At 53.3% G+C, this 14,816-nt stretch carries 11 protein-coding genes; 7 read left to right on the top strand and 4 right to left on the bottom strand.

Annotated elements, in window-relative coordinates; all coding sequences use genetic code 11:
* Both ACEQ15_RS07900 and ACEQ15_RS07895 read right to left on the bottom strand, forming a co-directional pair.
* Positions 1-937: polyamine ABC transporter substrate-binding protein (locus ACEQ15_RS07900; RefSeq protein WP_370278572.1), on the bottom strand; the 937-nt coding region annotated here is incomplete at its 3' end.
* Between the two features lie 442 nt (positions 938-1,379).
* Positions 1,380-2,717: a glutamine synthetase family protein gene (locus ACEQ15_RS07895; protein ID WP_370278571.1), complete on the bottom strand. Its 1,338-nt coding sequence runs from the start codon at positions 2,715-2,717 to the stop codon at positions 1,380-1,382.
* Between the two features lie 252 nt (positions 2,718-2,969).
* On the opposite strand from ACEQ15_RS07895, the gene ACEQ15_RS07890 reads away from it, so the two are divergent.
* From ACEQ15_RS07890 to ACEQ15_RS07875, 4 genes are all read left to right on the top strand, one after another.
* Complete coding sequence (locus ACEQ15_RS07890; protein WP_370278570.1) at positions 2,970-3,686, top strand: GntR family transcriptional regulator; 717 nt, start codon at positions 2,970-2,972, stop codon at positions 3,684-3,686.
* 287 nt (positions 3,687-3,973) lie between these two features.
* On the top strand, positions 3,974-5,356 hold the full coding sequence (locus ACEQ15_RS07885) for an aspartate aminotransferase family protein (RefSeq protein WP_370278569.1): 1,383 nt from the start codon (positions 3,974-3,976) through the stop codon (positions 5,354-5,356).
* 138 nt (positions 5,357-5,494) lie between these two features.
* Positions 5,495-6,334 carry a LuxR C-terminal-related transcriptional regulator gene (locus ACEQ15_RS07880; RefSeq protein WP_370278568.1) on the top strand — a complete coding sequence of 280 codons (840 nt, stop codon included), beginning with the start codon at positions 5,495-5,497 and terminating at the stop codon, positions 6,332-6,334.
* A 696-nt stretch (positions 6,335-7,030) separates the two neighbouring features.
* Positions 7,031-8,014, top strand: coding sequence for an IS110 family transposase (locus tag ACEQ15_RS07875; protein WP_370278567.1), 984 nt, complete (start codon positions 7,031-7,033; stop codon positions 8,012-8,014).
* Positions 8,015-8,241: 227 nt separating this feature from the next.
* On the opposite strand, the gene ACEQ15_RS07870 is transcribed toward ACEQ15_RS07875, so the two are convergent.
* Positions 8,242-9,726, bottom strand: coding sequence for an aldehyde dehydrogenase (locus ACEQ15_RS07870; protein ID WP_370278566.1), 1,485 nt, complete (start codon positions 9,724-9,726; stop codon positions 8,242-8,244).
* A 223-nt stretch (positions 9,727-9,949) separates the two neighbouring features.
* Here ACEQ15_RS07870 and ACEQ15_RS07865 point away from each other — a divergent pair, with 223 nt between their 5' ends.
* Positions 9,950-10,642: a TorF family putative porin gene (locus tag ACEQ15_RS07865; RefSeq protein WP_370278565.1), complete on the top strand. Its 693-nt coding sequence runs from the start codon at positions 9,950-9,952 to the stop codon at positions 10,640-10,642.
* A 407-nt stretch (positions 10,643-11,049) separates the two neighbouring features.
* Here the strand turns inward: ACEQ15_RS07865 and lhgO are convergent, their stop codons facing one another.
* A complete protein-coding gene (gene lhgO, locus ACEQ15_RS07860) occupies positions 11,050-12,261 on the bottom strand; it encodes an L-2-hydroxyglutarate oxidase (RefSeq protein WP_370278564.1) in 1,212 nt (403 codons plus the stop codon).
* A 188-nt stretch (positions 12,262-12,449) separates the two neighbouring features.
* Between lhgO and csiR the strand changes: the two genes are divergently transcribed.
* Together csiR and ACEQ15_RS07850 are read left to right on the top strand one after the other, a co-directional pair.
* Positions 12,450-13,148 carry a DNA-binding transcriptional regulator CsiR gene (gene csiR / locus ACEQ15_RS07855; protein WP_370278563.1) on the top strand — a complete coding sequence of 233 codons (699 nt, stop codon included), beginning with the start codon at positions 12,450-12,452 and terminating at the stop codon, positions 13,146-13,148.
* Positions 13,149-13,277: 129 nt separating this feature from the next.
* The gene (locus ACEQ15_RS07850; RefSeq protein WP_370278562.1) at positions 13,278-14,732 is read left to right on the top strand and encodes a hypothetical protein; all 1,455 of its coding nucleotides are present in this window, start codon (positions 13,278-13,280) and stop codon (positions 14,730-14,732) included.
* Positions 14,733-14,816 lie beyond the last annotated feature (84 nt).

The raw sequence follows: 14,816 nt of genomic DNA, 5'->3' as shown, positions 1-14,816 counted from the left end.
TGTTGGCCACAGCGTAGTACACGTAGTTTGCAACGCCAGCACCACTTTCTGCCTTCAGCATGTGATCGATGAACTTGTGCGCAGCTTCCGGGTGTGGTGCATCAGATGGGATCGCCATCAGGTCAAACCACACCAGCGTACCCTCTTTCGGTACGCGGTATTCGATCTTCTGACCCAGACCCGCTTCTTCTGCACGGCTCTGAGACTGCAGTACGTCACCGTTGTAACCCAGCGCTACACAGATCTCGCCAGAGGCCAAATCAGAGATGTATTTGCTGGAGTGGAAGTACTTGTAGTTACCACGCACGGAGCTCAGCAGCTTCTGCGCTTTTTTCAGGTCAGATTTCTTTTCAGAGTTTGGATCCAGACCCAGGTAGTTCAGCGCAACAGACACCACCTCTGCCGGGGAGTCCAGGATGCCGATACCACAGTCTGCCAGTTTCGCAGACACTTCCGGGTTGAAGATCAAATCCAGAGAATCCAGGGCAACGCTGTCACCCAGACGCTCTTTTACCATCGCTTCGTTGTAGCCCAGACCGATGGTGCCCCACGCCCAAGGTACGTTGTGTTTGTTGTCAGGATCGTGACGCGCGATCTTTTCGGTCAGTACCGTATCCAGGTTGTCGTAGTTGGTCAGTTTGGAACGGTCGATTTCAGCGTAGATGCCCGCCTTTACCTGGCGCTCCAGAAACGCGCCAGTTGGCACAACGATGTCGTAACCGCTACCGCCGGACATCAGCTTAGCTTCGAGAACTTCGTTGGAATCGTAAACGTCGTAGTTCACCTTGATTCCGGTTTCTTCTTCAAACGCAGTGATGATCGCCGGATCAACGTAGTCTGACCAGTTGTATACGTTCAGGACTTTATCTTCGGCAACGGCGGAGGTGGACAGGGCAGCTGCAAGCGCGGCAGTCAGACCAAGTTTCTTGAGGTGCATAAACATTCTCCATTTTAGGCACAGCTTTCGCTGTATCGTCTGACTGGCCCCTGCTACCAGAGGAGATTGGCCGTATCAGACGCGTGCTTTTGTTTTTATTATCACGGCGCGCAGCTAAAAGTTGCTCTTACCTGCGTGCCACGTTCTTGCCTGGTGTGGATGTCGTCCAGAGCACGACAATTCCACTACCTTGAATGTACGTTACCCGTTCAGAGGATCTATATACCCTCTGGGGGGTATATTGAGAAAAACTATTTGATAGACCACTTCGATCAGTTTTATCTCACGAATAAACAGCACCCTCAGCTGCTGAAATCCAGATCTGATCACCTATCCACCGGCTCCCAATAACCGGCATCCAGACGGCACGAGTCGTTCGCACCGCCCATTAAAAAGCCCCTGCCAATTCACCCTTCTAAGCGATCAACAGAGGCTTTATGACTTACAAGAATCCGAGGTAAGACTCGTATTCGATATCAGAGATCTGCGCATGCAGTTTGCGCAGCTCCTGACGTTTCGCCGCGGTATACACACGCACAAACTCTTCACTCAGGTACTCTTTCAATACCTCACTGCGGTTGAAGATATCGGTTGCTTCATCCCACTTGTTTGGCAGCACCAGATCCTGGTTCGCTTCGGTGTACGCATCACCTTCAATCGGCGCAGGTGGCATCAGCTTGTTCTCGATACCGTACAAAGCACCGGCCAGAATGGTCGCCAACACCAGGTATGGGTTAGCATCCGCACCCGCTACGCGGTGCTCGATACGACGGGCAATCGGTGGACTTTCCGGAATACGGATCGCCACGGTGCGGTTTTCGTAACCCCAGCTCGCACAGGTTGGCGCATGAGCACCCACCATAAAGCGGCGGTAGGAGTTCATGTGCGGCGCAAAGGTCAGCATGCTGTCCGCCATGGTGTGCATCAGGCCTGCAACAGCGTGCTTCAGTACATCGGTACCTTCTTCACCACCGTTATCAAAGACGTTCTCACCCGCTTCGTTCAGCAAGCTGAAGTGAACGTGGAAACCGTTACCGCTCTTGTTCGCGTACGGCTTAGCCATAAAGGTCGCAGCGTAACCGTGCTTACGGGCAATACCGCGCACCAGGCGCTTGAACATGATCGCCTGATCACCGGCTAGCATCGGATTTGGCACATGGTTCAGGTTGATCTCAAACTGACCCGGGCCCAGTTCGGAGATAATGGTATCTGCCGGTACACCCTGTGCGTCACAAACAGCACGCACTTCCGCGAAGAAAGAGGACAAGCCGTCCATCTCATCGATGGAGTAACAATCGGTTTCGGCCAGGCGACGACCGTGACCTTCCACCAGTACCGGCGGCTGCGGACGCTGCGTCTCTTCGGACTTGCCGTCCATCAGGTAGAACTCAAGCTCGGTGGCCACCACCGGCGTCAGGCCCAGCTTCTTAAAACGATCGACCACCGCGTTGAGTGCCTGGCGAGGATCGGCGCTGAACGGCGTACCATCCGGGTTAAACATGGTTGCTAACACCTGATCGCGTGGCGAATCAGCCCAAGGCACCGGTACCGGCTTATCGTGCACCGGCATGCACACACCGTCGCTATCACCGGTTTCAAATACCAGGCCGTTATCCAGTACATCATCTCCCCAGAAGTCAAAACCAACTACGGAGCGAGGCAGCTTAACGCCCTCTTCCATTACCTTACCCAGTGCGCTGCCCGGCATCCGTTTGCCACGCAGGTTACCGTTCAGGTCGGTAATAAACAGGTCAAATTCTTTATCGTTATTAGAAGACATATAAGATTCTCTCTCGAAATCTCTTTCGCACTTATTTCGGTGCAGTGCTACTTGTGTCACCGGGTCAGCTTTGTCTATCGACCTCTATCTATGAGGATAGAGCAAAACTCAAAATGTGATCACAAACTTTAACTCAATGTGATCACAAATATTCTTTATGGTCAAGTTAGCACTTAAGCCAAAAAAGCCATTCACCCAGATTCGTGATCGCATTAGAATAGGAGACAAAAAAGAGCCAGGTCCTAAGCGAACATGGATAAGAAATCTCCGATAAAAATAACCTTAACCGAGCGAGATGAGTCTGTAACTATAACCCAGTGGGTATATCAGACCTTGCGCTACGCAGTGATGAACGGCCAGATTCTGCCCGGTCGGGCACTGACAATTCGTGAGCTGGCCAGTATTCTGGACGTGAGCCCGATGCCGGTTCGTGAAGCGCTACGACAACTCGCAGCCGAGAACGCACTTGAGATCCAGGGCAACCGGCGCGTGATGGTACCACGAATGACCGCGATGAAATTTACCGAGTTGTGTGAAGCTCGTATCGCGATCGAATCCCATGCCGCCGCCCGTGCACTTCCTTATATAGACGCGACACTGCTGGATCAACTCAGACAGCTGGATCGCCTGATTGACGAGGCCCAGGAGCAAGGTGACCTGGAGCAGGTCAGCATTCTTAATCAGAATTTCCACCGCGCCTTATATACTGCCAACCCGCATCAGGTCACCCTGCCACTGATCGAAAGTCTGTGGCTGCAGCTGGGTCCGTTTATGCGTTTGGCCACCAGCAAACTGGACGAACATTACCTGGTTGATCGCCATAATGAAGCGATGCAGGCGATCGAAAGAAAAGACGCTTTGGCCCTGCAGATGGCGATCACTGCCGACATTCGCGAGGGTATCGCCTTTGCTGGCACCCCCGAACTTCTACACAGTTTTATCGAGCAATCCGCTGGCGTTACCGCCTGACCTGTACCGGGCTGAATCCCTTTCAGCCCGCTCTTTCCCCTCTCTTCAATCTGCAGTTTTCCGCCAAATTCAGACTATATTTTCAGTGTACAACAGCTAACAGCGCCCAAATTCTGCACAGCATTTTTGTTGACTTTTTAATTTTGTGATCACAAAATCGAGATATCTGATCATTACAACAGGCCAGCAACCTTGTTTTTTATGATCACATTTTTAGGATTTAGTTAACGCAACGACCTATTGCTTAGCAGACGTCTGATCGCTGAAAGCAATATCGGGAGATAAAGATGCTAGAAGATAAAAACAACAACGCTACAAACACAGCTGCGGTTCAAGCCACCGACGCCGAGCATCACCTGCACCCTTTCACCAACACCGGTGCCCTGAACAAAAAAGGCGCCCGCGTTATCACCAAAGGTGAAGGTGTTTACCTGTGGGATAGCGAAGGCCAGAAGATTCTGGACGGTATGGCAGGCCTGTGGTGTGTAAACATGGGTTACGGCCGTAAAGAGCTGGTTGAAGCCGCCACCAAACAGATGAATGAGCTGGCGTACTACAACACCTTCTTCCAGACCACCCACACTCCGGCAGCTGAACTGGCGAAAGAGATCGCCAGCGTAACACCGGACGGTCTGAACCATATCTTCTTTGCAAACTCCGGCTCCGAAGCGATCGACACCATAATCCGTCTGGTCCGCCAGTACTGGAACATCAAAGGCAAGCCATACCGCAACATCCTGATCGCGCGCGAAAATGCCTACCACGGCTCCACCATCGGTGGCACCAGCCTGGGTGGCATGAGCGGCATGCACAAACAGGGCGGCCCGCTGGTACCTAACATCGAGCGTATCCGCCAACCGTACTGGTACGGTGAAGCCGGCGACATGACCGAAGAAGAGTTCGGCATCGCCTGCGCAAAAGCACTGGAAGAGAAAATCCTTGAAGTGGGTCCGGACAACGTGGCGGCTTTCGTAGGCGAACCGATCCAGGGTGCTGGCGGCGTAATCGTGCCACCAGCAAACTACTGGGCAGAGATTCAGAAGGTCTGCCAGAAGTACGACATCCTGATCGCAGCAGACGAAGTGATCTGTGGTTTCGGTCGTACCGGCAGCTGGTTCGGCAGTGACACCCTGGGCATCAAGCCAGACATCATCTCCATGGCAAAAGGTCTGTCTTCCGGTTACCTGCCTATCGCAGCCGTTGCCGTAGGTGAGCGCATTGCCAACGCCCTGATCGAGCACGATGACGACTTCAACCACGGTTTCACCTACTCCGGCCATCCGGTTGCTGCAGCCGTCGCGATCGAAAACATCCGCCTGATGAAGGAAGAGAACATCGTCGACTACGTGGGCAACGATATCGGCCCTTACTTCCAGCAGAAACTGCGCGAAGCTCTGGCGGATCACCCACTGGTCGGCCATATCGAAGGTATTGGTCTGGTGGCAGGTATCGCACTGGTGAAAGATAAAGAGACCAAAGAGTTCTTCCCGGATGATCTGGATATCGGCCTGATCTGCCGTGATCACTGTTTCAACAACGGTCTGATCATGCGTGCGGTCGGCAGCCGCATGGTACTGTCACCACCACTGGTGATCACCCGTGAAGAGGTGGACGAGCTGTGTGAAAAAGCACGTCGTTGCTTCGACCTGACTCTTGAGTCCGTTAGCTGATTTCAGCGCCGGGAGCAGTATCCATACAGTGTCGCCACTGCTCCCTCTTTCACTGGCTGCAGTCATGTAGCCAGTTTTTTCCAATCGGACGCCATAGAACGATAACAACGCAAGAAAACTGATTCAGGGGAGGCTTAGATGCAAAACCGTTATAGCCCGGACACTCAATCCCTCAGCTGGCAAAAAGATCTGGCGTCACTGATCGACCATATCCGCCTGCGCAGTTTTCCCAAGGTTCTCGCTGAATTCCTGGCGACCCAGTGCCGTTTCGATACGGTGTTGATGGTCACCTTTAAGAAATCCTTTAAGCCGATCATTCTGCATCCGACCAATCCGGCTGAGCAGAGCCCCACTCTGCACAATTACATCAACAAATTCTTCATTCTGGACCCGCTGTTTAACGCGATTCAGGATGGACTGCCATCAGGTGTCAGTCGTCTGGCCGAGATCTCTCCGGACTCCTTTGAAACCACCGAGTATTACCAGAGCTGTTACAAGAACTTCGATCTGGTGGACGAGATCAACCTGGTGATTGAGCTGGATAAACATGTCACCTGCGCAATCTCCCTGGGCCGAAAATCCAGCCTGGGCACCATTACCCGCGCGGAACTGCACCGCCTGCAGGACCTCTACCCAGTAATCAACTCGCTGGTACGACAGTTCTGGCTGTCCCAGTCGCAGGAATACGTGCAGTACGAAAAGTCCGACGGTGCCATGAAGCAAGCGCTCAATACCTTTGGCAGCGGCGTACTGACCCGTCGCGAACAGGAGATCTCAGGTTTGATCTTGCAGGGGCACTCCTCCAAAGCGATCGCCAGTATGCTTAATATCAGCCTCGGGACCGTGAAGGTACACCGTAAGAACATCCATACGCGTTTGAATACCTCAACGCAGTCAGAGATCTTTACCTTGTTTCTGGCACACCTCAACGCGCTTGAAGGTGCAGCGGCAGAAGCCGCGATTGCGCAGAGCCACTGAGTTTCAGTTCCTTTATGTGTTGGGCATCGCGATGCGATGGCCAACCTACCCAACATTTACCCCTGTAGGCTGGCCATTGCGTAGCAATGCCCAACAACACGACCTTGTAGCAGCGGGCTTTTATGCCCTTTGGGTGCCGACCGCGACACATCCCATCAAACCCAATCGCCCTCAGAACGGGCTGCTACAAACCGACCAACTCAACATTCCCGTAGGTTGGCCATTGCGCAGCAATGCCCAACACCACACCTTGTAGCAGCGGGCTTTTGTGCCCTTTGGGTGCCGACCACGACCTACCCCACCAACCCCAGTCGCCCTCAGAGCGAGCTGCTACAAACCGACCAACTCAACAATCCCGTAGGTTGGCCATTGCGCAGCAATGCCCAACACCACACTTTGTAGCAGCGGGCTTTTATGCGCGTGGGGTACTGACCCGCGACATATCCAAATTTGTAGGGCAGGCTCTGCGTCATCTTTGGTGATTAGCCTGCCGGCAGCCTAAAGGCTGCCCTTGTATCTCTCCAAGATGGGTGGTTAGCTACCGTCCATCGCCAGAAGTCGGTGAGTTTGTGGCTGCCCTTAGTCCCTAAGGCTGTTTTGTAGATTAAACCCCGGCTTCCCCTTATCTCAGAACTGAATGGTATCAAAGCGCTCTGAAATTCAGATGATGCTGCATTTACAAGGGTAGTAGAAGAGATGCATTACTCGATCGGAATCGATTTTGGTAAAGATAAGCTGGATATTTGCTGGCTGCGTGATGTGCGGGCCAACAAGAAGAAAACAAAAGTTTTTCCTAACCAGCGTAAAGAGTTTGAAGCGATTGCTAACTGGATTCGCAAAAATACGAAAGTGGAGCCCCAAGAGGTTTTGATTACGGCAGAGCCCACCGGGGTCTACCATGAAGCCTGCATCTACTTTTTGCATGAGCAAGGCTTCAATATTTACCTGGCCAATCCTGGCAAAGCCAAGCAGTTTACCCAAGCCATCGGCTTGGTGCATAAAACGGATAAGTCCGATGCCTACGCGCTAGCCCGTTACGGAACAGGTAAGGAAGACTTGGAACTGTGGCAACCGGAAGCCCCGGAAGTCCGTGAACTCAAGGCCCTGATGCGGCGTCTTGATGCCTTGGAAAAGGACCATCAACGCGAAGTAAACCGCTTGGAAGCGAGTGAAACAGCCGACGTATCAGAGCGGGTGTTGCAGTCACTCTACGACATGGTGGCGGTTATCGAAAGTGAGATCCGTAAGCTAAAAACGGATATTGATGATCATATCGACCGTCATCCCCACCTGAAAAAGAATCGACAGCTGCTGGAGTCGATAAAAGGCGTTGGTGAAGTTGTTTCGCGTGAATTAACGTATCTATTCGCTGCGAAGTCGTTTAAGCAAGCAAAACAGGTTGCCTGCTATGCAGGCCTGATCCCCAAGTTGCAGGAGTCAGGCAAACAGCGAGGTCGCACTAGCTTGAGCAAGGAAGGCCCGTCCCGCATCCGAGCCAAGTTGTACATGGCCGCAGTCGTCGCCACACAACACAACCCGGCTATCCGTTCGCAATATCATCGTTTGCTGAGTGCAGGGAAAACCAAGATGCAGGCGCTGGGGGCCGCCATGAGGAAGCTGCTCCAGATCTGTTTTGGGGTGGTGAAGAACCAAAAAGAATATATGCCTCAAGCCGCTTAGAACACGCTTGAGGCATATCGGGAGAGATGGTATCTACAACTTACGCCTCTGCTCTCACCTCATCATCCCGTCCAACCAGTTGCCCTCATGGCCCTAAAGGGCGTACAAGCGGGCTGCTACAGCACCTTTCAACCTCCACACCCAAAATCCACGCATAAAAAAACCGCTCAGGGAGCGGTTAAGACAGAATTGCCCGGCCTAGCACCGGGCAGCGTACCAACAGGGAGTTACAAACGGATCAGCACGTTCTTGATGTCGGTGTATTTCTCCAGGGCGTGCAAGGATTTGTCACGGCCGTTACCGGACGCCTTCACACCACCAAACGGTACGGTGGTGTCACCTTCACCCCAGGTGTTCACCCACACCATGCCGGATTCGATCTTGCGGCTGACACGGTGTGCGCGGGACAGGTTCTGCGTCCAAACGGCTGCACCCAGACCATAGATAGAGTCGTTCGCCAGTTCGATCGCTTCCTCTTCGGTCTCAAACTCGCAGACTGCCAATACCGGACCAAAGATTTCCTCTTTCACAAAGGTCATGCCATTGTGTGCGTTATCGACAATGGTTGGCTTGGCGAAAAACCCTTTACCCTCTTCATACTCAGGCAGACCACCCACCAGCACGTTACCGCCCTCTTCCTGGGCAGAACGTACATAACGCTCAACGGTTGCCAGCTGAGCACCATCAACCATCGGCCCCATCGTAGTTGCCGGATCCAATGGATCACCGGTACGGAAGCGAGCAGCTTCTTCGATCAGTGCCGCAACAAATTCCTCTTTGATGCTCTTCTCGACATACAGACGGGAACACGCGATACATACTTCGCCCTGGTTGGCGAAGATCGCGCTGGCCGCACCGGCTGCCGCTTTCTTGATATCCGCATCAGCGAAGACCAGATTCGGGGACTTACCGCCCGCTTCCAGCCATACACGCTTCATGTTGGACTCGCCCGCGTAAGCCATCAGCATGCCCGCAACACGGGTAGAACCGGTGAACGCCAACACGTTTACGTCCATATGGAGCGCCAGTGCTTTACCTGCGGTATGACCGAAGCCCGGCAGTACATTCAGTACGCCTGCAGGCATACCCGCTTCAATAGCCAGTTCAGCCAGACGCAGTGCACTCAGCGGTGCTTTTTCGGATGGTTTCAGCACCACACAGTTACCAGCCGCCAGTGCCGGAGCAATCTTCCAGCTCACCATCAGCAGCGGGTAGTTCCAAGGGGTGATCGCGCCGACAACACCCACAGGCTCATGGTGGATCATCGCCAGCGTGTCGTTACCGGTGGGTGCAATTTCGCCGTAAACTTTGTCGATGCACTCAGCGGTCCAGCGGAAGCAATCAATCGCGTCTGGCACGTCGATGTTCACCATCTCGCTGATCGACTTACCCATATCCAGAGTATCCAGCACGGCAAACTCATCTTTGTGCTGTTCGATCAGATCGGCCCATTTCAGGATGATCTGCTTACGCTGGCGCGGGTGCATTTCGGACCATACGCCAGACTTAAACACTTCACGGGCATTGGCAACTGCGATGTCTACGTCCGCAGCGTCACAGCTGGCAACATCGGTCAGCAGTTGTTCAGTGGTTGGGTTGATCGATTGAAAGGTCTCACCACTGACTGCAGGTTGGAACTGGCCGTTGATAAAGGCCTGACCGTTTAATGTCAGTGATTCGCTCAGGGCCTGCCACTCGCTGTAGGTTTTCATTATTAATATTCTCCTGCTAAAAACTGCGATTAACCGGAGTCTACGCAAATGCCAACCTAGCTTTATATACACCCGAGTAGGTAGTAAAACCCTACAGTACGAATGGCCTTAGAATGCGCCTTTTCCCTACCCCTCAGGGCATACCTACTCAACGGTATATAAAGTGACCACCCACCTTCATAAAAATTGAATCCTCACTAATGAATAAAAATAAGGATTCGAGATGAAAAAGGTTTTAACCGGTCTCGCCCTGGCGGTTGCAATGGGCACAGCGCAGGCAGCAGAAGTTTCCGGCACAGTTTCTTTCACCAACGACTACCGTTACCGTGGCATCTCCCAAACCGCTGGCGATGCAGCGATTCAGGGCAGCCTGGACGTAGCGTTCGACAACGGCGTATACGCGGGTATCTGGGGCAGCAACCTGGATTTCGGCGCTGGTGACGACGCCAACCTGGAAGTGGATTACTACGTTGGTTACGGCAACGATATCAACGACGACTTCTCTTACGACGTATCCCTCAACTACTACACCTACCCGGGTTATGACGCAGCGGATATCGATTACGCGGAAATCATGGCGGGTCTGTACTACGGCGATCTGGCGCTGACACTGGGTTACACCAACGACTACGGCAACAGCGATGAATCCGCCAGCTACGTAGCACTGGATTACAGTTATGCCCTGACTGACGAGATAAGCCTGGACCTACACGCGGGTCACTCCTTCGGTGACTACTGGGGTTCCACTGATATCGATGATTACGAAGATTACTCCATCGGTATCTCCGGCTCCGCAGCGGGTCTGGATCTGTCTGCTGCGTACCTGTTTAACGACGTAGCCGATGCGGACGAAACCAACACCGGTGCGTTCCGCAACGACGAAACCCTGCTACTGACGGTATCCCGCACCTTCTAAGCAGTCATTAGCATCACCCGAAGACCTGTGTGCTGACTGACATGCAGGTCTTTTAACGCGCTGCATCGATCCCCTTCTAAGTGCAGCGCGACTCCGGATTATCAGTCGCTGGGTTGTCTCTACCCTCTTCGTGAAATGCTCTTGCCGCCTGTTCCCAGGCGGCTTTTTTATCGGCAGAAGAAATGGCTTCTACAAACCCCTTTGTAGGGCAGCGTTCACGCTGCCGGCAGGCTGAAGCCTGCCCTACATATCTACCCAAACCACACATCTCTCATTCCCAATCCACAGGGTTCCCACGCACAGCATGGGAACCAGATACACAAAAGAAATAGGCACCATCCGAAGCACAAAAAAAGGGAGCCAATCGGCTCCCTCAAAAACTCCAACAATGCGAGTTTAATTTACGATTAACCTTCCAGCTTCTCTGCCAGCTTGTCGCAGATGTAACCACCAATCGGAATGGAGGACGTTGCCGCTGGGGATGGTGCGTTACATACATGCAGGCTGCGCGCGCTTTCTGCGAACAGGAAGTCATGTACCAGACTGCCGTCTTTCATGACCGCCTGTGCGCGGATACCCGCCGGATATGGCTGCAGGTCTTCCAGTTTCAATTTCGGGCAGTACTTCTGTACGGTTTTCAGGTAACCCGGTTTCCACCAGGAGTTCTTGGTTTCGATCAGGCCCACTTTCAGGTTGGCTTTCAGCACTTTCCAGAAACCGGAGAAGGTCACCATGTCCCAGATATCTTTCAGGCTGATGTTGATACGGCCGTAACCTTCACGCTTCCAACCCTGTACCGCATTCGGACCAACCGTCACACTGCCATCGATCATACGGGTCAGGTGAACACCCAGGAACGGCAGTTCAGGATCAGGAATTGGGTAGATCAAGTGTTTAACAATCTGGTTGTGCTCAGGGCCCAGACGGTAGTACTCGCCACGGAACGGTACGATCTGGAAATCGGTTTCGATCCCCAGCATCTTAGTGGTGCGGTCTGCCATCAGACCGGAACAGGTAATCAGGAAACGCGCCTGGATCTGCTCGAACTTGCCGTTGCGCATCACATCAGCGGTTACGCTGTTTGCGTCTTCGCTTAGGTTAACGACTTCGGTGTTCAGACGGGTTTCGCCGCCCAGCTCTTCGAAGCGGCCTGCCATCGCCGTGGTCACCTGCTGGTAATCAACGATACCGGTATCGTGAACCTTGATCGCACCGGTGCCCACGATGTCCGGCTCCAGCTCGTTCAGTTCTTTCTGGTCGATCAGCTCAACGCTGATGCCGTTGGTCTGGCAACGCTCGTACAGCGCCAGCATACGTTCGTGTTCCAGCTTGTTGGTCGCAACCAGCAGCTTGCCGCACTGTTCGTATTTGATGTTGTTCTCTTCACAGAACTTGATAGTCGCAGCCACACCCTCTTTACAGAACTGCGCCTTCAGGCTGCCCGGTGCGTAGTAAACACCTGCGTGGATTACGCCGCTGTTGTGGCCAGTCTGGTGCTTGGCGTATACCGCCTCTTTCTCCACCAGCAGAACGGATTTTTCCGGGTGACGCTGCTTCAACTGCCATGCGGTGGAAACGCCTACAATGCCGCCGCCAATAATCAGGTAATCGTAAATCATCGTGCTTACAAACCAAGGGTATGAGGGTGATAACAACTGAAGCACCAAAAGGCACTGTCAGATCCGATGCAACAAATAATGTCGTCATTTTTAATTTATGTCAACGTTATTTGCATTCAACGTTATTTAAATCTTATGCCGTCTTCCCTTACACTATGTCGCAACTTGGACAGGTCACAGATCGGATGATGACAGAAGCAACAATTACCCCAACCACACAGAGCAGCGATAACTTTGCCACCCAGGTACTGGGGCAGTTAAAGCAGGACATTCTGACCGGCTACTTCAAACCCGGTGAAAAACTGAAGATGGCGCGCCTCAAAGAGCGCTATCAGGTGGGCGTGAGCCCGCTGCGCGAAGCCCTGTCGCAGCTGCTGGTCGAGCAACTGGTGATTGTGGAGAATCAGCGTGGTTTTACCGTGCACCCGATCTCTGCTGAAGAGATGCAGGACATCTATCACACCCGCGCTCAGATCGAAGGTTTGTGCGTGAGCCAGGCGGTAGAGTTGGGTGATGATGCATGGGAAGCAGGTATTCTGGCCGCAGCCCACCAGTTGAAGAAGTCCGCCGCGCTATTGGACGAGAACAACCCGGATGATATCCAGCGCTGGGAGGTGATCCACCAGGCCTTCCATACCGCGATTGCATCCGGCTGTGCATCCCCCACCCTGTTACATGTACGCCGCTCCCTGTACGAGAAAGCATCCCGCTACCGCAACCTGTGGTTGCAGCACAACATGCTGGATAACACCGTGTTTGATGCTAACCAGAAAGAGCATCAGGAGATGATCGATGCCCTGCTGGATCGCAATAAAGAGCGCGCAGTAGAACTGATCCAGCACCACCTGCTGGTGCCGTACTGGGCGTTGAAAGACCTCGAATTATAGACTCTAAAAGGAGTTTGGCAGCTTAAGACAAGTGGTCGGCCGCTAACGGCCAAAACCTGACGTACCTTTTATTTAATCTGAACACTACATCCCCTTTTCAGTTTCAGATTAGGTAAGAGAATTAGAATAATGAAAAACAACGTCAATCTACCACTTGGCGGTGGCAACTCACCGCGCCCAAAGCGCCGCCATCCCCTGCTCCAGTGCGCAATTGCACTCTCACTCACAACGAGCACGGCATGGGCAACCAGCAATAACGCACAGCCTACCGGCACTGATTACTATTTTCCCGGCACCAAAATAGAGGCATTAACCAGCAACGACTTACCCAGTAGCTGCTTCTTTAAATCCTGGTATGCCGGCAATGCGTTTGCCTACAGCAAAACCGTGCCACTTGGCAGTGGTAACAACCCCGACACCTGGGTGAGCTACTGGCCAGCCAAATTCAAACTCCCGGCAGGTGCTACGTTGGTTCTGACAGGCGAATACGCCCATAACCGCTATATGGCGATCGACACCTATTCCGGCGCCTTTCCACTGGATTCTATTAACGGGGTAAACATTGAACCCGATCCAGGTTCCACCAACACCTACCGCCTGGGCTCAAACCGGGACGCCGATAACCGCAGATGGACCCTACGCATTAAGGATGAAGTAAGACCAACAGCAGCCGAACCCAACACTCTGTACGTAAAATCGCCGAGTCCGCGCTTATCCATCTACAAGCAGAATACCGAACTGCGCTTCCGCTCCTACCTGCCGGACCGGGGCCAGGATGTACTGGGCGGCGTGGAGCTACCCAAGCTACAAAGCCTTGAGTTGGCGGATGGTACGGTCCTGAAAAACGAGGCGGATATCTGTGCCCGCATCAACCTCAACAACACGGAGGGGGAGTTGACCGAAACTGCCCTGCCACTGGAGGCCTGGAACGGCATGATCGCCCAGGCAGCGGAACCCGCGCGTGCCCCAGCTCAGGAAAAGCCGCTATGGGAGCGATACTTCAACGCGCCCTACTCCCTGTTTGGGATCTTCTTGCTGCCTGATCGCGAACAGGTACGGACGCGCATCCCTGCTGCAGGTGCAGCGGGTGGTGGCGGCAGTATGGCGGGGACGGTTGCCAATGCCTACCTGGGCACTTATCTGTCTCACGAAACCCCGGAACGAGAAGTTGCGGTGTCCTACATTAAGCTGCCGCATACCCCTAAGACCTTTGACGGCACACAGGAACTGGAAAGCACCGGCCCCATTCAGGCTCAGTACTGGTCGATCTGTACCAACGTGGACCCGGTTGGTTACGGTCTGACTACGGAAGGTTTCCCTACCGGCGTTCGCCAGGGCATGTGCCATAACGATGAAACCGTGGTACTGAATGCGGAACGTTACACACGTATCGTGCACAGCCAACCTGGTAAACGACCTAAGAACGCAACTAACGAATGCGGCTGGAGCTGGCTGAGCAGCGGTCAGGTCGACAACCTGGGACGCACGGTCACTCAGGTTTTGATGCGACCGAACCTAACCCGGATTGTTCATGAATACTCCTCGATGCCTGTTTTCTCGGAATGTTGTCCAACGAGGAGCTGAAGTACCCGGATTCAGGGGCATGCAACGCGATTTTTCAGACTCAAGGCGCAACTCCCCCTTACCCCCATTGGTTTGAGCCGGGGA

Source organism: Pontibacterium sp. (assembly GCF_964228735.1).
In the GTDB taxonomy this organism is placed as follows: Bacteria; Pseudomonadota; Gammaproteobacteria; order Pseudomonadales; family Balneatricaceae; genus Pontibacterium.
The sequence above is the reverse complement of the archived record's forward strand: the minus strand, read 5'-3'. Positions and strand labels throughout refer to the sequence as shown.

Excerpts from the sequence above, each read along its gene's own strand:
- csiR (WP_370278563.1), top strand. The coding sequence starts at position 12,450 with ATGACAGAAGCAACAATTACCCCAACCACACAGAGCAGCGATAACTTT.
- ACEQ15_RS07870 (WP_370278566.1), bottom strand. The coding sequence starts at position 9,726 with ATGAAAACCTACAGCGAGTGGCAGGCCCTGAGCGAATCACTGACATTA.
- ACEQ15_RS07890 (WP_370278570.1), top strand. The coding sequence starts at position 2,970 with ATGGATAAGAAATCTCCGATAAAAATAACCTTAACCGAGCGAGATGAG.
- ACEQ15_RS07850 (WP_370278562.1), top strand. The coding sequence starts at position 13,278 with ATGAAAAACAACGTCAATCTACCACTTGGCGGTGGCAACTCACCGCGC.
- lhgO (WP_370278564.1), bottom strand. The coding sequence starts at position 12,261 with ATGATTTACGATTACCTGATTATTGGCGGCGGCATTGTAGGCGTTTCC.
- ACEQ15_RS07895 (WP_370278571.1), bottom strand. The coding sequence starts at position 2,717 with ATGTCTTCTAATAACGATAAAGAATTTGACCTGTTTATTACCGACCTG.
- ACEQ15_RS07865 (WP_370278565.1), top strand. The coding sequence starts at position 9,950 with ATGAAAAAGGTTTTAACCGGTCTCGCCCTGGCGGTTGCAATGGGCACA.
- ACEQ15_RS07880 (WP_370278568.1), top strand. The coding sequence starts at position 5,495 with ATGCAAAACCGTTATAGCCCGGACACTCAATCCCTCAGCTGGCAAAAA.
- ACEQ15_RS07875 (WP_370278567.1), top strand. The coding sequence starts at position 7,031 with ATGCATTACTCGATCGGAATCGATTTTGGTAAAGATAAGCTGGATATT.
- ACEQ15_RS07885 (WP_370278569.1), top strand. The coding sequence starts at position 3,974 with ATGCTAGAAGATAAAAACAACAACGCTACAAACACAGCTGCGGTTCAA.